This window comes from Halorubrum salipaludis (genome assembly GCF_002286985.1).
Lineage (GTDB): Archaea > Halobacteriota > Halobacteria > Halobacteriales > Haloferacaceae > Halorubrum > Halorubrum salipaludis.
In genome coordinates, this window is the sequence record NZ_NSKC01000004.1 from 25,018 (window position 1) to 44,818 (window position 19,801).

Annotated in this window: 19 protein-coding genes; 7 read left to right on the forward strand and 12 right to left on the reverse strand. The window is 69.3% G+C overall.

The features are described 5' to 3' along the window. Window positions 1–155: 155 nt before the first annotated feature. The 7 genes from argH to CK500_RS08200 form a co-directional block, all read right to left on the reverse strand. Entirely contained in the window at window positions 156–1,628 is a 1,473-nt protein-coding gene (argH, locus tag CK500_RS08170; RefSeq protein WP_095636753.1) for an argininosuccinate lyase, read from the reverse strand. Continuing rightward, on the reverse strand, window positions 1,629–2,858 hold the full coding sequence (locus CK500_RS08175; RefSeq protein WP_095636754.1) for an argininosuccinate synthase: 1,230 nt from the start codon (window positions 2,856–2,858) through the stop codon (window positions 1,629–1,631). Between the two features lie 384 nt (window positions 2,859–3,242). Further along, window positions 3,243–4,580 carry a glutamate-1-semialdehyde 2,1-aminomutase gene (gene hemL / locus CK500_RS08180; RefSeq protein WP_095636755.1) on the reverse strand — a complete coding sequence of 446 codons (1,338 nt, stop codon included), beginning with the start codon at window positions 4,578–4,580 and terminating at the stop codon, window positions 3,243–3,245. Between the two features lie 131 nt (window positions 4,581–4,711). Further along, complete coding sequence (locus tag CK500_RS08185) at window positions 4,712–6,397, reverse strand: ammonium transporter (RefSeq protein ID WP_095636756.1); 1,686 nt, start codon at window positions 6,395–6,397, stop codon at window positions 4,712–4,714. 531 nt (window positions 6,398–6,928) lie between these two features. Further along, entirely contained in the window at window positions 6,929–7,960 is a 1,032-nt protein-coding gene (gene radA, locus CK500_RS08190) for a DNA repair and recombination protein RadA (protein ID WP_095636757.1), read from the reverse strand. Between the two features lie 223 nt (window positions 7,961–8,183). Further along, window positions 8,184–8,684 (reverse strand): ACT domain-containing protein, encoded by a 501-nt coding sequence (locus tag CK500_RS08195; RefSeq protein ID WP_095636758.1) that lies wholly within the window; start codon window positions 8,682–8,684, stop codon window positions 8,184–8,186. A 52-nt stretch (window positions 8,685–8,736) separates the two neighbouring features. Next, entirely contained in the window at window positions 8,737–9,207 is a 471-nt protein-coding gene (locus tag CK500_RS08200) for a histidine kinase (protein ID WP_095636759.1), read from the reverse strand. A gap of 174 nt (window positions 9,208–9,381) precedes the next feature. Between CK500_RS08200 and CK500_RS08205 the strand changes: the two genes are divergently transcribed. Beyond that, window positions 9,382–11,601, forward strand: a complete 2,220-nt coding sequence (locus tag CK500_RS08205; protein WP_095636760.1) for an ATP-dependent DNA helicase — start codon at window positions 9,382–9,384, stop codon at window positions 11,599–11,601. Between the two features lie 42 nt (window positions 11,602–11,643). Here the strand turns inward: CK500_RS08205 and CK500_RS08210 are convergent, their stop codons facing one another. Both CK500_RS08210 and CK500_RS08215 read right to left on the reverse strand, forming a co-directional pair. Next, window positions 11,644–12,003: a DUF7473 family protein gene (locus tag CK500_RS08210; protein WP_095636761.1), complete on the reverse strand. Its 360-nt coding sequence runs from the start codon at window positions 12,001–12,003 to the stop codon at window positions 11,644–11,646. Window positions 12,004–12,140: 137 nt separating this feature from the next. Continuing rightward, window positions 12,141–12,698, reverse strand: a complete 558-nt coding sequence (locus CK500_RS08215) for a TATA-box-binding protein (protein ID WP_008005776.1) — start codon at window positions 12,696–12,698, stop codon at window positions 12,141–12,143. 87 nt (window positions 12,699–12,785) lie between these two features. On the opposite strand from CK500_RS08215, the gene CK500_RS08220 reads away from it, so the two are divergent. The 3 genes from CK500_RS08220 to rpiA all read left to right on the forward strand — a co-directional run bounded on the left by CK500_RS08220 (window position 12,786) and on the right by rpiA (window position 16,027). After that, window positions 12,786–13,856: a THUMP domain-containing protein gene (locus CK500_RS08220; RefSeq protein ID WP_095636762.1), complete on the forward strand. Its 1,071-nt coding sequence runs from the start codon at window positions 12,786–12,788 to the stop codon at window positions 13,854–13,856. A gap of 174 nt (window positions 13,857–14,030) precedes the next feature. Further along, on the forward strand, window positions 14,031–15,158 hold the full coding sequence (locus CK500_RS08225) for an ORC1-type DNA replication protein (RefSeq protein ID WP_095636763.1): 1,128 nt from the start codon (window positions 14,031–14,033) through the stop codon (window positions 15,156–15,158). Between the two features lie 71 nt (window positions 15,159–15,229). Then, window positions 15,230–16,027 carry a ribose 5-phosphate isomerase A gene (rpiA, locus tag CK500_RS08230; RefSeq protein WP_095636764.1) on the forward strand — a complete coding sequence of 266 codons (798 nt, stop codon included), beginning with the start codon at window positions 15,230–15,232 and terminating at the stop codon, window positions 16,025–16,027. Between the two features lie 84 nt (window positions 16,028–16,111). Here the strand turns inward: rpiA and CK500_RS08235 are convergent, their stop codons facing one another. Continuing rightward, window positions 16,112–16,279, reverse strand: coding sequence for a DUF1931 family protein (locus tag CK500_RS08235; protein ID WP_004047560.1), 168 nt, complete (start codon window positions 16,277–16,279; stop codon window positions 16,112–16,114). A gap of 187 nt (window positions 16,280–16,466) precedes the next feature. Here CK500_RS08235 and larB point away from each other — a divergent pair, with 187 nt between their 5' ends. The 3 genes from larB to CK500_RS08245 all read left to right on the forward strand — a co-directional run bounded on the left by larB (window position 16,467) and on the right by CK500_RS08245 (window position 17,880). Beyond that, entirely contained in the window at window positions 16,467–17,252 is a 786-nt protein-coding gene (larB, locus tag CK500_RS08240) for a nickel pincer cofactor biosynthesis protein LarB (protein ID WP_095636765.1), read from the forward strand. Window positions 17,253–17,377: 125 nt separating this feature from the next. Further along, window positions 17,378–17,530, forward strand: a complete 153-nt coding sequence (locus CK500_RS17370; protein ID WP_198951533.1) for a DUF7563 family protein — start codon at window positions 17,378–17,380, stop codon at window positions 17,528–17,530. An 83-nt stretch (window positions 17,531–17,613) separates the two neighbouring features. Next, window positions 17,614–17,880, forward strand: coding sequence for a GIY-YIG nuclease family protein (locus tag CK500_RS08245; RefSeq protein ID WP_095636766.1), 267 nt, complete (start codon window positions 17,614–17,616; stop codon window positions 17,878–17,880). 35 nt (window positions 17,881–17,915) lie between these two features. On the opposite strand, the gene hisG is transcribed toward CK500_RS08245, so the two are convergent. Then, the gene (hisG, locus tag CK500_RS08250; protein WP_095636767.1) at window positions 17,916–18,806 is read right to left on the reverse strand and encodes an ATP phosphoribosyltransferase; all 891 of its coding nucleotides are present in this window, start codon (window positions 18,804–18,806) and stop codon (window positions 17,916–17,918) included. 486 nt (window positions 18,807–19,292) lie between these two features. Further along, window positions 19,293–19,685, reverse strand: a complete 393-nt coding sequence (locus CK500_RS08255; RefSeq protein WP_233138984.1) for a hypothetical protein — start codon at window positions 19,683–19,685, stop codon at window positions 19,293–19,295. Between the last annotated feature and the right edge of the window lie 116 nt (window positions 19,686–19,801).

A 19,801-nucleotide genomic window follows, 5' to 3' on the forward strand; every position in this document is an offset into this window, starting at 1 on the left:
AGATTTCAGTAGTTAGTGTGTCCCCTCGCGGGGACGGCGGCGTCGTCGGCGGTCGCGGATCGACCGTCGACGGCGCCGGCCGCGGTCGCGGTCGTCGCGGCCGGCGAAGCCGCCGATCCGCGGCGGTCGTCGGGTCGCGGACGCGCACCGGCGACTCACGCATATGAGTCCACCTCCGCGTCCAGCAGCGCCGCCGCCGCCGCGAGCGACTCCCGCTCGTCGGCAAGCGCCGCGTGGTCGGCCTCGATCCCCGCCTCGGCGGTCGCGAGCTCGTCGGCGACCGCCTCGGGGGCGGGCCCGCCGGCGGAGTCGCGGCTCGCGACGCTGGCTGCGGGGTCGAGCGCAGACTCCACGTCCTCGCGGCTCACGTGCGCCGAGAGGGGCTCGCCCGTCACCTTTCGAGTGGCCTCGTCAACTTTTGCGGCCGCGGCCGCCGGCGAGTCGGCGTCGGAGACGGTCTCGGCGGCGGTCGCGACGATCTCGTGGGCGGTGCGGAAGGGCATTCCGCCCATCGCGAGCAGGTCGGCGACGCCCGTCGCCGTCGAGAATTCCTCGCCCGCGGCGTCCGCGAGCGCGGCCTCGTTCCAGTCGGCGGTCGCGACCGCGCCCGCGGCGACCGCGGTCGCCTCGCGCACGTCGTCGGCGATCTCGAACACGCCCGCGTGGGCGCGCTGGAGGTCACGGTTGTAGGCGCGGGGGAGCCCCTTCAGCAGGCTCAGGGTGCCGGTCGCCTCGCCGATCGCGTCGCCGGCGACGCCGCGGGTCAGCTCCAGCGTGTCGGGGTTCTTCTTCTGGGGCATGATCGAGGAGGTCGAGGAGTAGGCGTCCGACAGCTCCACGAACCCCTTGTTCGAGAAGAGGATAAGATCCTCCGCGAGCCCCGACAGCGTCGTCGCGAGCGTCGCGCACGCGGTCGACCCCTCCGCGAGGAAGTCGCGCGCGGACGCCGCGTCCGTCGAGTTCCGGACCGTCCCGTCGAACCCGAGCAGCTCCGCGGTGCGGTCGCGGTCGATATCGAAGGGCGTCCCCGCGAACGCCGCGGCGCCCAGCGGCGACCGATTGACCCGGTCGTACGCGTCGAGCAGGCGCTCGGTGTCGCGGGCGACCCCGCCCTCGTAGGAGAGCAGGTAGTGCGCGACCGTCGTCGGCTGGGCCGGCTGGAGGTGCGTGTAGCCGGGCATCGCGGTCTCGGTGTGCTCGCTCGCGACCTCGACGAGCGCCTCGCGGAGCGTTAGCGTGGCCTCGGCGGCCGCGAGCAGGTCCTCGCGCAGGCGGTACCGGATGCAGGTCGCCACCTCGTCGTTGCGCGAGCGGGCGGTGTGCATCCGGCCGCCGTCCGGGCCGATCCGATCGATGACCGCCGTCTCGATCGCCTCGTGAACGTCCTCGCCGTCTGGCAGGTCGCCGTGGCCGGCCGCCTCCACGTCGTCGAGGGCGGCGAGGATCTCGCCGGCGACCGCGCTGTCGACGATCCCCTGCTCGGCGAGCATCACCGTGTGCGCGCGGTCGACCGCGAGGTCGGCCTCGAAGATCGCCGCGTCGGCGGCGAGGCTCGACAGGAACCCGCGGGCGGGGCCGCCGCTGAAGCGGTCGCGGCGGACGGCCGTGCCGGGGTCGTCGTCGGTCATTTATTCGGACTCGTCGTCGATTCCGCTCCCGTCCGTCGCGAGCTCAGGCTTCGAGACGTTCGCCTTCACGTCGTTGGCGAGACGCTCCTGGAGCCCGTGGTACTTCGCGACGCCCGTGGCGTCCTCCTGGGCGATGCCGGCCACGTCCTCGGTGTTGAACGAGGCCATCTCCTCGGAGTAGACGGCGTACTCGGAGTCGCGGGCGACGACGCGGCAGTTGCCGCCGGAGACCTTCACCGTCGCGGTGCCGGTCACCACGTCCTGCGTCTCGTCGACGAACGCGTTCAGCGCGTCGACGACCGGCGCGAACACGAGCCCCTGGTACGCCTTCTCAGACCACTCCTGCTCGATCCCCTTCTTGAAGGAGCGCTCGTTCTTCGTCAGGACGAGGTCCTCGAGCGCCTGGTGGGCCGTCAGCAGGACGGTCGCGGCCGGGTGCTCGTAGTTCTCGCGCACCTTCAGCCCGAGCATGCGGTCCTCCATCACGTCGGTGCGGCCGATCCCGTAGCCCCCGGCGTACTCGTTGAGGTGCTGGATGAGCGAGACGGGGTCCATCTCCTCGCCGTCGACGGCGACCGGGACGCCCTCCTCGAAGGCGACCTCGATGGTCGTCTCGCCTTCCGGCTCCGCGGTCCACTCGTAGATGTCCTCCGGCGGCTCGTAGTTCGGGTCCTCCAGCTTCCCGCCCTCGACCGCGCGCGACCAGATGTTCTCGTCGATGGACCAGACGCCGCCGTCGCCGGCCTCGACGGGCAGGTCCTTCTCGGCCGCGTAGTCGATCTCCCACTCGCGGGTGAGCCCGAGCTCGCGCACGGGGGCGATCACTTCCAGATCGGAGCCGCGCCAGACGGCCTCGAACCGGAGCTGGTCGTTCCCCTTCCCGGTGCAGCCGTGCGCGATGGCGTCACAGCCCTGCTCCTCGGCGACGCCGAGGATCGCCTCGGCGATGACGGGGCGCGCGAGGGCGGTGCCGAGCGGGTAGCCCTGATACGTCGCGTTCGCCTTCACCGCGTCGTAACAGAGGTCCGCGAACTCCTCTTTGGCGTCGACGACGTGGATGTCGAGCCCGAGCGCCTCCGCGGTCTCCTCCGCCTCGTCGAACTCCTCGGTCGGCTGCCCGACGTCGACGTTGACGCCGATGACCTCGTCGTAGCCGTACTCCTCTTTCAACAGCGGCACGCAGACTGTCGTGTCGAGTCCCCCACTGAACGCGAGTGCAACGGTTGCCATTACCGGAGTAGAATGGACTCTAACCCTTAAATTCACCGGTTTAGATCCTGTAAGTAAGTGGCGGCGGCGACGCTATTCGACGACGTAGCTGTCACTCTCCGGAACGGTACGGCGCGAACGCGACGAGGGAGGAAATTACTGGCCCGAAGGGGCCGGTCGTCGCGCCGCGCCGGAAGCCGGTCGCGGCGGTCGGACGCCTCGTCGCGGTCGCGGGGCTCGTCGGCCTCGGATGAGGGCGGCGTCGAGACGAGCCTCCGCGGTCATCACGTGTACCTACCCAAGTTTCCGTATAAAAAGATTCCGCACCTGACGGGCGATCGCAACGTTTGCCGCCCGAAAACGTCGGTCACGGCGCTTTCCGACTTTCCTACACGCCGCCGGCGCTTACAGCGCCTCCCGGTACGCCGCCAGCGTCTCCTCGACATCCTCCTCCGTGTGCGCATAGGAGGTGAACTGACACTCGAACTGGTTGGCCGTGAGGAACACGCCCCGGTCTTTCATCTCCTGCCAGAACACGCGCTCCCACCGGTCGGTGGCGGCGCGAGCCACGTCGGCGCCGGTTTTCGGACAGCTGTCGTAGCGGTCGCAGTCGGGATCCTGCCGACAGCCGTCCGTACAGCAGGCGTCCGGGTCGTCCGGCGCCTCGCGGGTGAAGATCGTCTTGAACATCGAGTCGGTACCGACGACGGTGTACTCGGGCGCGCGCTCGGCGCAGATCTCGGCGATCCCCTCGCGGAGCTTCCGCCCGAGGCGGTTGACGTGCTCGTACACGCCGTTCTCGGCGGCGTACTCCAGCGTCGCCTTCCCCGCGGCCATCGTCACCGGGTGCCCGGAGAAGGTTCCGGACTGGAACACGTCGCCCGCGGGCGTGAACTCCTCGATTATCTCGGCTTTCCCGCCGATGGCGCCGACCGGGAAGCCGCCCCCGATGATCTTCCCGAACGTGGTCACGTCCGGGGTGACGCCGAACTTCGACTGCGCGCAGCCGAGCCCCCCCACGCGGAACCCGGTGATCACCTCGTCGAAGACCAAAAGCGAGCCGTGGTCGTCACAGAGGTCGCGCAGGATCTCGTGGTAGCCGTCGATCGGAGTGACGATGCCCATGTTAGCTAAGATCGGCTCGACGAGGACCGCCGCGATGTCGTCGCCGTGTTCGGCGAACACCTCCTTGGCCGCCTGCGGGTCGTTGAAGGGGATCGGGAGGGTGTGCTCGGCGAACTCCTCGGGGATCCCCTTCGTCGACGGGTGGGGGTCGTCGGCCGATCCCTCGACGAGCGTCGACTCCTGCGCGCCGTGGTAGCCGCCCTGCATGACGACGATCTTGTCGCGGCCGGTGTGCCCGCGCGCGAGCCGAACCGCCGAGACGGTCGCCTCCGTCCCGGAGTTGACGAACCGGATCGACTCGACGCTCGGGACGTGTCGCGCCACGAACTCCGCGTGTTCGACCTCGATCTCGGTGGGCGCGCCGTACATCGGCCCCGCGGCGACGTGTGACTGGATCGCCGCCTCGACCGGCTCCGGGAGGTCGTGGCCGTACAGGAGGGGGCCGTACCCCATCACCCAGTCGACGTACCGGTTCCCGTCGGCGTCGATCACGTGCCCGCCGTCGCCGCGCTCGATAAAGAACGGGTGCGGCATCGTCGCCCGGACCGAGGAGTTGACGCCGCCCGGCATGACCGACAGCGCGCGGTCGTACAGTCCGCGCGAGCGCTCGTGGTTCATGGCCGGCGGTAGGGTTTGAGGGGTGAAAGTAGTTGCCGAGTCGGCGCCGCCGCTCGGCCGTCGGCGTCCCGGAAAAGCGATCGGTCAGTCGGTCGATTCCTCGCCGGTTCGGTGTCGGTCCGGTGGCCGGCTTACACCGCCTCCGGACCGGTCTCGCCCGTGCGGACCTGCAGCGCGTCCTCGACGGGCATGATGAACACCTTGCCGTCGCCGGGCTCGCCGGTCTTCGCGGCGTCGGCGATCGCGTCCGCGACCTCGTCGGCCGGGATGTCGGCGACGACCACGTCGATCTTCACCTTCTGGTGGAGGTCGACCGTGAACTCCTCGCCGCGCCACTGCCCGGTCTTCGCGGGCTGGCTGCCGCGGCCGGAGACGTTCGTCACCGTCAGCGAGGGCGCGTTGACCTCCGCGAGCGCCTGCTTGATCGCGCCGAGCTTGTCGGGGCGGACGACCGCGGTGACCATCTTGATCTCCGTGCCCGCCTCCTCGCCGCCGTCGGCGCGCGGGGTACCGTCGGGGCTCTCGGTCGTGTCGACGACCGAGGGGCCGCCGTCGGTCGCCACGTTGGCCTTGCCGAACTCGGGGTACGTCTCGACGCCGTGTTCGCTGACGTCGAGGCCGTCGCGCTCGTGTTCGGGGGTGACGCGGGCCTGGCCGGCCGCCTTGAAGGCGCCGAAGACGAGCGCGGTCGCGACCACGGTCCAGGCGCTGATGACGACCACGCCGATCACCTGCGAGACGAGCAGGTCGGCCGAGAACCCGTTGATGTGCACGAACGGCAGCGCGAGCACGCCGAGGACGCCCGCGGAGCCGTGGACCGGGAACACCGCGCAGACGTCGTCGATCTTCAGCGTGTCCGAGACGAACTCGAAGACCAGCGGGAGCTGGAGCCCGCAGAGGAGCCCGACCGCGATGGCGCCCCACCAGGTGACGAGGTTCGCGATACCGGTGACGCCGACGAGCCCCGCTAGCAGTCCGTTCGCGACGTACAGCGTGTCGACCTTCTTCGAGAGCGCCACGGAGGCGAGCGCGGCGCCGACGCCGCCGGCGGCCATGCCGAGCGTCGTGCCCAGCGAGACGCGGCCGACGGAGGCGTAGCCGTCCAAGACGAGTTCGCCGCCGTCGACCGCGAACACCGTCGCGGTCGTGCCGACGTTGAAGCCGTACCAGCCGAACGCGAGGATGAGCGTGCCGAGCACCGCGAACGTCATCGAGTGACCGGGGATGACGTTCGTGGTGCCGTCCTCGGCGTAGCGGTCCATCCGCGGACCGAGCACGTACGCCGCCGTGAGGCCGGCGATACCGCCCATGCCGTGGACGATCATGCCGCCCGCGAAGTCGGTGAAACCGAGGCCGCTCCCGCCGAGGAAGCCGCCGCCCCACGTGATCCCCGCGACGACGGGGTAGATGACCGCGGAGATGGCGATGGTGTACGCCACGTACGCGCGGAGCTTCGCGCGACCGGCGACCGCGCCGGAGACGATCGTCGCCGCCGTCATCGCGAAGACGGCGCCGAACAGCCAGCTGTTGACCCAGCCGCCGTCACCGAGGGCGGTCGCCGCCGAGAAGCCGCCGCCGGCGGCGAGCCCCTCGACGCCGAAGCCGACCAGGAAGTAGAGGAGCACGCCGACGCTCCACGTGAGCAGGTTCTTCGTCAGCTGGTTCGCCACGTTCTTCGCACGCACCTGCCCCGCCTCGAGCATCGCGAAGCCGGCGTGCATGAAGAAGATGAGGAAACAGACCACGGCGACCCACATCAGGTTCACGCCCTCGGCGAGCACGCTCGGATCGATGCTCGCCAGTACGCCGGCCGTCACGCGTCAACCACCTCGGGTGAACGTTCGTCCGTCATACAGCGCGTTTCGTTCGTGTTCATGTGCTGAATCACGTTTCGACAGGGGGTAATGGGAATATATAAACGTTTGACTTGAGTTTCACAATAAATTTGGTTGATGATACGAGAAACGTACAATATTAGACCAACTTGGTGTTGTATAAGGACATATAGTCGGGAGATATCTGGCAATCATTGCGTTCAAATCGGACGCTTGTTTTGTCGTTTAATTTTCATTTAGTGCCGCAGGCCGCGATTTCGGGGCGCAAAACGCCGTGCGCGGTGTAGAGTGGAAATACTTGCCGGCCCGCCGATCGGGTCGAATCGACCGATCTGCCCTCTCCGTCCGGATATCGGGCGACTCAGCGGCTGATCAGAGAAAATGACGTTTGTCAACCCGATCCCGAGTCCGCCGTCCCGTCCGGGGATTCCGGACGGACGATATCGACCGATCTCCGCGAATTTTTCGCATTTCCCGCCGAATTCGGCCGATCGATCCGCGAGCGGTGTCCCGTTACTCCGGCTTCAGGCCTTCGCCCTGCACGCGCATCACGGCCTCGCCGTCGGCGAGGTTCGGGGCGTCGACGAGCCGGACGATCCGCTTGTCCCCCTTCGACTTGCGGAGGTAGATCCGGAACGTGGACGCGTGTCCGAGGATGTTGCCGCCGATCGCCTGCGTCGGGTCGCCGAAGTAGGAGTCGGGGTTAGAGGCGACCTGGTTCGTGACGAGGATGGCGGTGTTGAACAGGTCGCCGATCCGCATCAGGTCGTGGAGGTGTTTGTTCAGCTTCTGCTGTCGCTCGGCCAGCTCGCCCCGGCCGACGTACTCCGCGCGGAAGTGGGCCGTCAGCGAGTCGACGCAGACGATCCGGATCGGCCACTCGCTCTCTTCGTGTTCGCCGGCGAGCTCCTTGGCCTTCTCGGCCAGCAGGATCTGGTGGTTGGAATTGAACGCCTTCGCGACGTGGATCTGGTCGAGGAAGGCCTCGACCAGCGCCTCCATCGCCTCCTCGTCGTCCGGGGTGCCCTCGATCTCGCGGCGTTCCATCTCCTCGGCGAGGATCTCGTCGTCGAGGCCGCGGACCATGTCGTCGATCCGCTCCGGACGGAACGTGTCCTCGGTGTCGACGAAGATGCAGCCGCCGTCGAGCCCGCCGTTCTCCGGCAGGAGCTGGACGTTGACCGCCATCTGGTGGGTCACCTGCGACTTGCCGGACCCGAACTCGCCGTACACCTCGGTGATCGACTGCGTCTCGATCCCGCCGCCGAGGAGGTCGTCGACCTCGTCGATCTGCCACGAGAGCTTCCCGATCTCCTGTCGGCGCTCCAGGACGCTCGCGCCGGTCTCGAAGCCGCCGACGTCGGCGGCGTCGCGGGCGGCGTTGATGATGTCCGCGGCCGAAGACTCGCCGATGTCGGCCGTGTTCGACATCTCGCCGGGGCTCGCGACGGCTATCGACTGATAGCTCTCGAACCCGTTCTCGACGAGCTTGTCTGCGGTGGCGGGGCCGACTCCGGGGAGGTCCTCGAGTTCGTCTTCAGGCATGTACCCGTCCCTTGTTCGCCATCCCGTATAAAGACTGGTTTACACCCGAGTGAAAGTGAAAATCCGGCGGGAACGGCGTTCCGGACTGGCTCGCTTCCGTATATAAGGCTCAGTACGGACGCGGCGGTGAGCCGCCGCGGCGGAACTGATCGGTCCCGCCGGTCGCCGGCGGCGGTCGTCCCGGCTCACCCGGCCGGCTCAGAACCCGGCTCGCCTGGCCGACTCAGAACCCGACGCGGCGGACGTACGACAGATCGCGGATCTCGACGAGCAGGTCGCCGGAGACGTCGGCGTCGGTGATCACGTACAGCTTCGGGTCGTCAGTGAACTCCGGGTCCTCGCTCAGCACCTGTCGGATCGAGACGTCGTGGTCCGCCAAGATACCGGTCACCTCGGCGACGATTCCGGCCTCGTCGGCGGCCGCGACCTCGATCGTGAGCACCGTGAGATCCAGTACGGGGGCGAGGTCCATCAGGCTCGGCACCGACGAGATGTTGGTGAAGATGCGTTTCAGCTCCGGGTCGGCCAGGATCGCGTCCGTCGTCGAGTCGACGACGCGCCGGTCGACGTCGAGCTCGCGCGCGATCCCGGTGTAGGGGATCTCGATCCCGCCGGAGACGACCCGTCCCTCCTCGTTGACGGAGAAGCCGCGCTCCAAGAACAGCCGGATGACGGCCTGTTGGCTGGGTGACCCCTCGAACTTCTCGAGGATCTCGTCGAACATTCGTTGCTACGGTGCTCGTCGCCGAGGGTTAAAAAGCGGGGCACTACGGGCCTCAGTTCGCGAGCGCCGCGTAGACGCCGCCGAGAACCGTCCCGTAGACGGCGTGCCCGACGAGGCTCTCGACGCCGACGTTCGGCAGCGGCGGCGCCCCCGGGAAGCCGACGGCGCCCAGCCAGATCGGCATCACGATCACCGCGAGCGCGGCCCACACGAGGAGGCCATAGCCCGCGCCGACGCCGAGGCTCGTTCCGACCGAGCCGCCGAGATCCGGCTTCAGGTCCCCGATTGCGGCGAAGCCGACGCCGATGACCGCGCCGTGGGACACGTGGATCGCCCAGCCGACGGTGCCGGCGGGGCCTTCGATGCCGTACATCGCCGGAATCCCCATCTGCAGGACTCCGGGAGTCATTATCGACATCATCGCGCCGAAGACGAGGCCGCCGACCAGCCCGCCGGCCACGCCGGCCTTCCAGTTCGCGGTGTCCGTCGATACGTCCGTCGGCGTCGCGGTTTCGGTCGCCATAGCAGGTCGTGGGTCGGATGAGAACCGGTAATAAATTCCGGGAACGTGTGTTCACGGTGCACAAGACCAGAACTGTTATCATCGCTGAAACGACGTCGCCGGGGCGTTCCCCCTGTCGACCACTTCCGCTCCGGCACCCGACCCCTTTTAGCCGGTGACGCCGAACTCACCCCCGTGTCAGAAGCGCCGCATCTGCGGTTCTTCCCGTACGAGGAGCCGTACCCGAACCAGCGCGAGGCGATGGACAGGGTCGCCAACGCGCTGGACCGCGGACAGGACGTGCTGTTCGAAGGCGCGCCCGGGACGGGGAAGACCCTCTCCGCGCTCGTGCCCGCCCTGGAACACGCCCGCGAGCACGACCGCACAGTCGTCATCACGACCAACGTCCACCAGCAGATGCGGCAGTTCGTCGAGGACGCCCGCGCGATCACCCGCGAGGAGCCCATCCGCGCGGTCGTGTTCAAGGGGAAGTCCTCGATGTGCCACATCGACGTCGACTACCAGGAGTGTCAGACCCTCCGTGACACCACCCGCGAGATGGTCGAGACGGAGAGCGAGGTCCGCGAGCTGGAGGCCCGCCAGCGCGAGCTGCTGGCCGAGAGCCGCGAGGGCGACGCGGGGGCCGCCGAGGCCCGCGAGTCGGTCATGGAGGAGCTTGACGAGCTGGAAGCCGAGATCGAGGAGTACGAGACCGCGAACGTCTGCGCCCACTACCGAAACAACCTCGTCGAGGACACGGACGAGTTCTTCGGGTGGCTGTTCGAGGACGTTCGCACTCCCGAGGACGTGTACGCGTACGCGGACGAGCGCGAGCTGTGCGGCTACGAGCTGCTGAAGGAGGGGATGGAGGGGGTCGACCTGGTGGTGTGTAACTACCACCACCTGCTCGACCCCCAGATTCGAGAACAGTTCTTCCGGTGGATCGACCGCGACCCCTCGGAGATAATCACCGTCTTCGACGAGGCCCACAACGTCGAGGACGCCGCCCGCGACCACGCCACCCGCACCCTCACCGAGAACACGCTCGACGCCGCCCTCGACGAGCTCGCGGAGAGCGACGACTCCCGCGCCGAGCCCGCCGAGAACGTGGTCCGCGCGTTCCGCGACGCGCTGGTGGAGACGCGCGAGGACGCGCTCGGTGCCGGCCAGCGCGAGTCGGTCGGCGAGAACTGGGAGGACCTCGCCGTCGCCAACGACGACCGCCGCGACGACCTCACGCTCGCGTTCCTCCGGAACTACGAGGGGAAGGGGATCGACACCGAGACGGAGCTCGCGGTCCAGCTCGGACAGGCGTTAGACGAGGAGTACGACCGGCGCTACCGCGAGGGCGAGACCACGACCCGCACGGAGTGTCAGACCCTGCAGGTCGCCCGGTTCGTCTCGACGTGGATGGAGGAGGGGACCGAGCTGGGCCAGTACCCGGTCGTCTCCGTGCGCCGCGACGGCGCCACGGAGGAGGTGTACGGCCGCGCGGAGCTGTACACCTGCATCCCCCGCCGCGTCACCCGGGAGCTGTTCGACGAGGTCGCCGCCTCGGTGCTGATGAGCGCGACGCTCCGCCCCTTCGACGTCACCGAGGACGTGCTCGGCTTAGAGGACGTGGCGTCGCTCGCGTACGAGATGGGGTACCCGGAGGAGAACCGCCGGACGTTCGCGGTCGACACGCCCCCGCTGTTCGCCTCCGAGCGCAACGACCCGGCGACCCAAGAGACCGTGGCGTCGCTGCTGCGTGACGCGATCCGCTTCACGCCGGGGAACACGCTCGCCTTCTTCCCCTCCTACGCCGAGGCCGAGCGCTACTACGAGCGGCTCGGCGGGTCGACCGGCGGCGCGGGCGACACCGGCGCCGGCGCCGGGCTCGCAGGCGCCGGCCTCGGAACCCTCTACCTCGACGGGCCGGGAGAAGACGAGGAAGACCTGCGCCGGCGGTTCGTCGAGAGCGACGACGCGACCCTCTTTACCTCCCTGTGGGGGACGCTCGCCGAGGGCGTGAGCTTCGACGGCGACGACGCCCGGACCGTGGTGGTCGTCGGCGTCCCGTACCCGCACCTCTCCGACCGGATGGAGGCGGTCCAAGACGCCTACGACCGGGCGTTCGCCGACCGCGACCGCGCCCGCGACCCCGGCTGGGCGTACGCGGTCGAGATCCCGACGATCCGCAAGACGCGGCAGGCGCTCGGCCGGGTCGTCCGCGGCCCCGAGGACTTCGGCGTCCGGATCCTCGCGGACCGGCGGTACACGACCGCGGACATGGGGAAGTACTCCGTCCGCGGCGCGTTCCCACCCGAGGAGCGCGGGGAGCTGCTCGATCTCGACCCGGAGAAGCTGAAGTTCGCGATGCTGAACTTCTACGGCGATCACGACGCGTACGACGGGGCGCCGCCGGAGCCGTGACTTATTACGAGAGCCGCGGCGACGCCACGCCCGAGTGCGGGGTCATCCGGGCATCGTCGCAAGCAGGAGCGAGGCGCTGAACAGCACTAATCCGAGCAGTGTCGTGACCACGGCGTGGATCACGGTCATACCGACGACAAGTCGGCGCGGCTGGTCGTAGCTCCACGCGAACATGGCGCCATCGAGAACGAGTGCCACGAGAACAACTACGGCCTCCGGTAGCGCATACGTGACACCAACGATAGCGGTGACTGCCGGAAGCGGACCGATATAAAGAGCACGACGCGGGTCCACGTCGCCGAGGACGTTCCGCGCAGCGAGGTGTGCCGTCAGGGAGAGAAACAGCGCCAACGCGACCGTCGTCCCCAGAACTGTGATCGGCGTCACCGTCTGCAGGAGCATGGGCGACCTACGGGACGGCGGGTAAAAGTGGTCGCGGAATCGGCACGGGAAGGAGAGTAGAGGGGAAAAACAGAGGGAAGTAAAGCAGAGGGAAGTAAAGAAGCGGGGAGGAAAGGGGACGGAGAGCGCGCCGACCGCTACGCCAGCAGGCCGAGGCCGTCGAGTTCCTCGACGATCACGTCGACGGCGGCCGCGGCGTCGTCGGGGCTCGTCCCGCCGGTGACGACGAGCTTCCCGCTGCCGAACAAAAGCGCGACCACGTCGGGCTCGTCGATCCGGTAGACGAGGCCGGGGAACTGCTCCGGCTCGTACTCGATGTGTTCCAAGCCGAGCCCGATCGCGATCGCGTTGAGGTTCAGGCTCTCGCCGAGGTCGGCGGAGGTGACGATGTTCTGGACCGTGATCTCGGGGTCCTCGATCGGGATCTGGAGCTTGCGGAGCTCGTCGAACACCAGGTCGAGGCTCTCGTGGACGGCCTCGATGGAGTTCGCGCCCGTACAGACGATCTTCCCCGACCGGAAGATCAGCGCGGCCGACTTCGGGTCCGTGGTGCGGTAGACGAGCCCGGGGAACTGCTCCGGGTCGTAGTCCGCGCCCTCGAGGTCCATGGCGACGCTCTGGAGATCGAGCTCCTGCCCGATCCCCGTGGAGGCAACGACGTTCTCTATCGTGATCGTCTCCTTCGGATCGGCCATTCTTACATCGATACACACTTGAAGCACGTAAAAAGGTGGCTGGTCGGAACCGCTATCCTCTTGCGACCGGCGGTCCGACTCCGCGGCGTGTACTGGCTCGAACTCGCCGGCGAGGAGGACGCGTTCGCCGCGCGCGAGGCCGCCGTCGCGGCGACGGGCGTGGAGCTGCTCGCGCCGGGGATCGCGCGCGCCGGGAGCGTGGGCGGGAGGGACGCCGACGGTCGGGTGAGCCCGATCCGTCGGCTCGCGTACACCCGCGCCGCCCACGAGGCGATCGCCCGGACCGACGCCGACCTCGACGCCGCCGCAGCGGCCCTCGACGCGGCGCCCCTGGACCGGGCGGGGACCGTCGCGGTCCGCGCCCGCAACGTCCGGAACACGGCCGACGTCTCGACGAGCGCGGCCGAGCGCGAGCTGGGGGGTGTCCTCGTCGACCGCGGGTTCGAGGTCGACCTCGACGACCCTAACCACGTCCTGCGCGCGCTGTTCGCGGCCGGCGAGCGCGACGACCACGAGGCGGTCCCGGGCGCGGACGGCGGCGACGCCGCGGTCTGCGCGCTCGGGTGGGTCGCCGTCGAGGCCGCCCGCGACTTCGCGCCCAAGCCGACCGACCGGCCCTTCTTCCAGCCTGGGAGCATGGCGCCGGCCGACGCCCGCGCGTACGTCAACCTCGCCGGCGCGGCGCCCGGCCGGACCGTCCTCGACCCGATGTGCGGCACCGGCGGGCTCCCGCTGGAGGCGGGGATCGTCGGGAGCGACGCCGTCGCGTGCGACGCGCAGGCGAAGATGGTCCGCGGGACGCGCGAGAACCTCCGGGAGTACGTCGGCGTCGATTCCGGCGATTCCGACGGCTCCGCCCCCGACTGGCACGTCGCCCGCGGCGACGCCACGGACCTCCCCCTGCGCGACGACGCGGTCGACGGGGTCGCGTTCGACGCCCCCTACGGCCGCCAGTCGAAGATCGCCCGCCACGAGCTCGCCGACCTCGTCGGGGGTGCCCTCGCGGAGGCCGCGCGGGTCGCGCCCCGAGCCGTCGTGGTCGCCGACCGCGACTGGCGCCGGGAGGCGCGGGCGGGGGGCTGGACCGTCGACGCCGCCTTCGAGCGCCGGGTTCACCGGTCGCTGACGCGGCACGTGCTCGTGCTCGACCGGGAGTGACGAGAGCAGGGCGGAGAAACCGCAGCGAGGAGGCCCGAAAACGCACCGAGACCACCGTCCCGAGAGTGAACGATCGGTCGCCGATACCCGTGGCGTGAGCGTCGCAGGCGACAAGTTTCAGTTTCACCCTCCCGGCGGGCAACGGTTAAGTGGGCGGCCTGTCGTGGTGTTCACATGACCGGGGACGCCGGCGGCGACATGCTCTCGTGGGACGAGTCGGTGTTCCGCGACGAGTCGGTGTTCGAGATCGACCACGTCCCCGAGACGTTCCGCCACCGCGAGAGCCAGCTGGAGAGCCTGAAGTACGCGCTCCGCCCCGCCGTCCGCGGCTCCCGGCCGCTCAACACGATGGTGCGCGGCCCGCCGGGTACCGGGAAGACCACCGCGGTCCAGAAGCTGTTCGGCGAGCTCGGCGCCCGCACCGACGTGCGAACGGTCCGCGTCAACTGCCAGGTGGACTCGACGCGGTACGCGGTGTTCTCGCGGCTGTTCGAGGGGATATTCGACTACGAGCCCCCCTCCTCCGGGATCTCCTTCAAGAAGCTGTTCGGGCAGATCACCGACCGGCTCGTTGAGGAAGACGACGTGCTCGTCGTCGCCCTAGACGACGTAAACTACCTCTTCTACGAGAACGAGGCGTCGGACACCCTCTACTCGCTGTTGCGCGCCCACGAGGCGCACTCGGGCGCGAAGATCGGCGTCATCGTCGTCTCCTCGGATCTGGGGCTCGACGTGATCGACGACCTCGACACCCGCGTGCAGTCGGTGTTCCGCCCCGAGGAGGTGTACTTCCCCGTCTACGACGCCACCGAGATCTACGACATCCTCCACGAGCGCGCGAAGCGCGGGTTCCACGACGGCGTCATCGGCGACGCCGAACTGGAGCGCGTCGCCGACCTCACAGCCGAGAGCGGCGACCTCCGGGTCGGGATCGATCTCCTCCGTCGGGCCGGGCTCAACGCGGAGATGCGCGCCTCGAAGACGATCGCCGAGGAGGACGTGGAGTCGGCGTACGACAAGTCCAAGCACGTCCACCTCTCCCGGTCGCTCCGCGGGCTCTCGGAGTCCGAGCGCGCCCTCGTCCGCGTGCTCGCCGAGAACGACGGCGAGCGCGCCGGAACCGTGTACGAGTCGTTCCACGACGAGACGGACCTCGGCTACACCCGCTACTCGGAGATCATCAACAAGCTCGACCAGCTCGGCGTGATCGACGCGGAGTACGCCGACGTGGAGGGACGCGGGCGCTCGCGGGAGCTCTCCTTGGCCTACGAGGCCGAAGCGGTGTTAGACCGGCTGGAGTAGCCCGACGCGTCACCACCCGATCGGCCTCGGACCCCGACGCCTTTTCAACGGCTCCGTACGCACTCGACTGCATGAAGACGAGCGGCGGGAGCGACGCGATGAAGCGACGCGCCGGCGAGTCGGCGGCCGAGGCGGTGACCGACGGCGACGTGGTCGGACTGGGGACCGGGTCGACGGCGGCCCACGCGATCCGGCGGCTCGGGGACCGGATCGACTCGGGGCTCGACGTCAGAGGCGTCGCCACCTCCTTCGCGAGCCGCGAACTCGCGACCGACTGCGGGATCCCCCTGCTCGACCTCGACGAGGCGGTGGGACCCGACGCGCCCGGGATCGACGTCGCGATCGATGGGGCGGATCAGGTCGCGGTCGGCGGGGAGGAGAGCGAGGGAACGGGGAGCGAGGGAACGGGGAGCGAGGGAACGGGGAGCGAGGGAACGGGGAGCGACGAACCGGCGGCCGGGGTCGGCCCCCTGATAAAGGGGGGCGGCGCCGCCCACGCCCGCGAGAAGCTGGTCGACGCCGCCGCTGACCGCTTCCTCGTCGTCGCCGACCCCTCGAAGGAGGTCCCGGTCCTCGACCGGTCCGTCCCGGTCGAGGTGCTCCCCGCCGGTCGCTCCGCGGTCGCCGAGGCGGTGCGGGCGGCCGGCGGCGAGCCGACCCTCCGGCGCGCGGAGCGGAAGGACGGGCCGGTCGTCACGGACAACGGGAACCTCGTGCTCGACTGCGCCTTCGGCGAGATCGGCGATCCGGCCGCGCTGGCGCGGACGCTGTCGGCGACGCCCGGGGTCGTCGAACACGGGATCTTCGTCGGGCTCGCGGACGAGGTCCACGTCGGGACCGAATCGGGCGTTCGGGTCGCCAAGCGCTGACCGCCGCTCGACGCCCGCCCGACGGACGCGTCGCTCGCCGGTCGGCGGTCGCTCAAAAAATGAAGGGCTGAAAGCGCGTCCGTCTTAGAGGTCGCGAGGCTGGACCGTCTTCCGGTCGTTGGCCTCGGCGCGGCGCGCGGCGTCTTCGAGCAGCTCGTCCACTTCGTCGTCCAGCGCGTCGTAGAAGTCCGAAGCGACGTTCTTGTCGTCCAGGGCTTCCTTGACGGCCGCTTTGACAATAAGGTCTGCCATGCGCTCGACGATATCCGTCGACCGTTAATAAGAGTTCCTGAATTCGACCGCGAGGGACGCCGTGCCGGCGGTTCGCGGCGGTGTCCCGGAGGGCTCCCTTATAAACTTTGTGAGAACAGGAGACGGTCGGCGACCGAATCCGGTCGAGATCGATAGGTACGACACCGCTCGGCCCCCACGATCGGCCATGCGCGACACGCTCGAGGCGCTCGACGCCGGGGAGATCGGCGTCGCGGAGGCGGAGTCACGGCTCGCGGGCTACGCGACGACGGCGGCCGGGCGGTTCGACGCCGCCCGCGAGGGGAGACGCGGGATCCCCGAAGCGATCCTCGCGGAGGGGAAGACGCCGGCGGAGGTCGCCGCGCTGACGGCGACCGCGGTGGAGACGACCGGCCGTGCGCTCGTTACCCGGACGGACGCGGACGACGCGGCCGCGATCGAGACGGCGATGGCGGACCTCGAACTCGACACCGCCGACGCGCTCGACGCGACCGTCGACCACGACGAGCGGACCGGCACGATCGTCGTCCACGCCGGCGACTTCGAGGGGCCGGATCTGGACGCGACCGTCGCGGTCGTCGCCGCCGGCACCGCGGACGCGGCGGTCGCGGGCGAGGCGGCGGTCGTCGCCCGCGAGATCGGCGCGACGATCGATCGGATCGACGACGTGGGGGTCGCGAACCTCGACCGGATTCTGGATCAGCGCGACCGCATCCGGGAGGCCGACGTGGTCGTGGTCGCCGCCGGCCGCGAGGGGGCGCTCCCCACCGTCGTCGCGGGGCTCGTCGCCGCGCCGGTGATCGCGCTCCCGGTCTCGACCGGCTACGGCGTCGGCGGCGAGGGAGTCGCGGCCCTGGAGGGCGCGCTCCAGTCCTGCTCGGTGCTCACGACGGTGAACGTCGACGCCGGCTTCGTCGCCGGCGCGCAGGCGGGCCTGATCGCCCGCGCGGTCGACGCGGCCGGGCGCGACTGACCGCCGAGTCCGACGCCCGACTGGACGCAGGCATTTATAAGCACTTTTCCGGAAGCTGACGGGGGTGAGAAAGGGTATTTGTTCGTCGAACACCTACATCGGCCGCCGGTGAACACCGGTACCGAATGCCACGATGTGACCACTGCGGGTCGCACGTCTCGGACCGTTTCGCACGCGTGTTCGCAGACGAGCACGGCGACCTCAACGCCTGTCCGGACTGCTCTGCGAACGCCGGGATCGCCGAGGTCTCCCGGGAACGCGCCGGCACCGGAGACTGACTCGCCGATCCCGCCGCGAAGCCGATCCACCGAGCCGCGTCGAGACCGGCAGCTATTCGTTTCGGTCGACCCGATCCGGTGGCGTGTCGACGCCGAGCCAAGACTCGTCCCATCACGTCTACGTCATCGAGTGCGCCGACGGCACGCTCTACACCGGCTACACCACCGACGTGGAGCGGCGCGTCGCCGAACACGACGCCGGCGAGGGCGCCAAGTACACCCGCGGGCGGACTCCCGTGACCCTGCGCCACGTCGAGTCGTTCGACTCGAAGTCGGCCGCGATGTCGCGTGAACACGCGATCAAATCGCTCACGCGCGCCGAGAAGGATCGGCTGATCGGCGACGCGTAGCGTGCTCTCGCTCTCCATCTCGCTTTCTTCCGGCCTCACTCGACGAGTCGCTCGATCTCCGTGACGAGGATGCCGGTCGCGCCGACCGACTTCAGCTCCGAGATCGTCGCGAACACGTCGCGCTCCTCGACGACGGCGTGGACCGCGACCATGCCGTTGCCGTCCTCGTCGGCCTCGACGTTCATCACCGTCGGGCCGCCGAGCCCGGGGATCACGTCTTTCACCTCGTCGAGCCGCTCCTTGGGGGCGTTCATCATCAGGTACCGCCGACCGTCGGCCGCGAGGACGGACTCGAAGGCGGTCAGCACCTGCTCGACCTTCGGGTCGTCGACCACGTCGGATCGGGCGAACAGCCGCACCGAGGAGTCGAGCACGTCGTCGATCACGGCGAGCCGGTTCACCTTCAGGGTCGTCCCCGTCGAGGTGATGTCGACGATGGCGTCGGCCATGTCGACGTGGGGGGTCAGCTCCGTCGCGCCCGTTACGGTGACCACGTCGGCGTCGACCCCCACGCGGTCGAGGTAGTCGCGGGTGACCGCCGGGAACTCGGTGGCGATCGTCCCGCCGGCGAGGTCCGCGACGCTCTCGATGTCGCCGTCCTCCGGCGCCGCGAGGACGAGCTTACACGAGCCGTATCCCAGATCCAGGAGGTCGACGAGGTCACCCTCTTCGGCCGCGCTCGCGGAGTCAGCGACACCGCCGGACTCCGCGGCCTGATCGAGCCCCGTGATCCCCACGTCGGCGGCCCCGTCGCGGACGTACTCGGGGATGTCGGCCGCCCGGGCGAACAGCACCGTCACGTCGGGGTCGACGGTGTCGGCGTACAGCTGGCGGTCGGCGGTCTCCTCGACGTGGAGCCCCGCGCGCTCTAAGAGCGAGAGCGTCGGATCGTGCAGGCGGCCCTTGTTGGGGACGGCGATGCGCATACGGAGAGCGTCGCGCGGGGAGGGGGAAACGTTTTCGTCCGGACAGCGGCGGCGGACGTCGACACGAGACCACTTATAAATGACCTCGTGCGGAGGCGCGCGCCTCCGAGCGGCCGGTAGGCCGCGAGTAGCGAGGGACCTTCGGTCCCTCTGACAGCCGGCGGCGAAGCCGCCGGCGAGAGCGCCGCGCGAGGGACGCGGTGAGCGCTCGGAGAGCGCGAACCGCGAGGCTGGGGAGGTGTGAGGTGCGGGGTAGTGCGGTGCGGGTGGGACTCGAAGGGGCAGTCGCGAGGCGGGCGCAGGTGACGCAAGGACCGCAAGGAAGGGAGCGAGCAGCGCGAGCGACCGACGAGGACCGCAGCGAACGTGCGCCCGCCTCGCGACTGGGGCTTCGGGGCAGTTCGTGTCGGTCAGTAGTTTATAAGTCTCAACGTCTAGCCGAGCGGCTGAGACTTCGAGAGACCCCGAGTCCAACGGATCGGCGGATTACCCCTCTGTCGCGCCCAACCTCGTCCGAACCAGCCAGTACGCGACGGGGAGACAGCAGACGAACGCGAATGGCCAGACGATCATCTGTGCGATCGGGTCGGGCGGCGACACGAGGCTCCCCACGATCAGCCCGCCGATTCCGGCGACTGCGACGGCGGCGGCGGAGCGCTCCCATCGAGACGGCGGATGCTCGCGCGATCGTCCGCGACGCCACCACAGCAGGTAGTACAGTAACACGACGCCCGAAAGCGGCGCGACCACGCCCCAGAAGGCCGGATAGTCGCTTCCGCGAGCGTGCGCGTCGAAGTTGATCCAGACGCCGGTCGCCATCAAGACGAACAGGAGGAGGGCCATCCCGAGCACGACGATGGGCGGGAACGCGAGGGACACGGGCGGATTTCTGTCGGGCGAGTCATCAGTGTGATCCCTGCGAGCGTCCACACCGGACCGAATGCCTCGCTGTAATCCCCCTATCCGCGCCGCTCAAGTGTCTCGCCGACCAACCA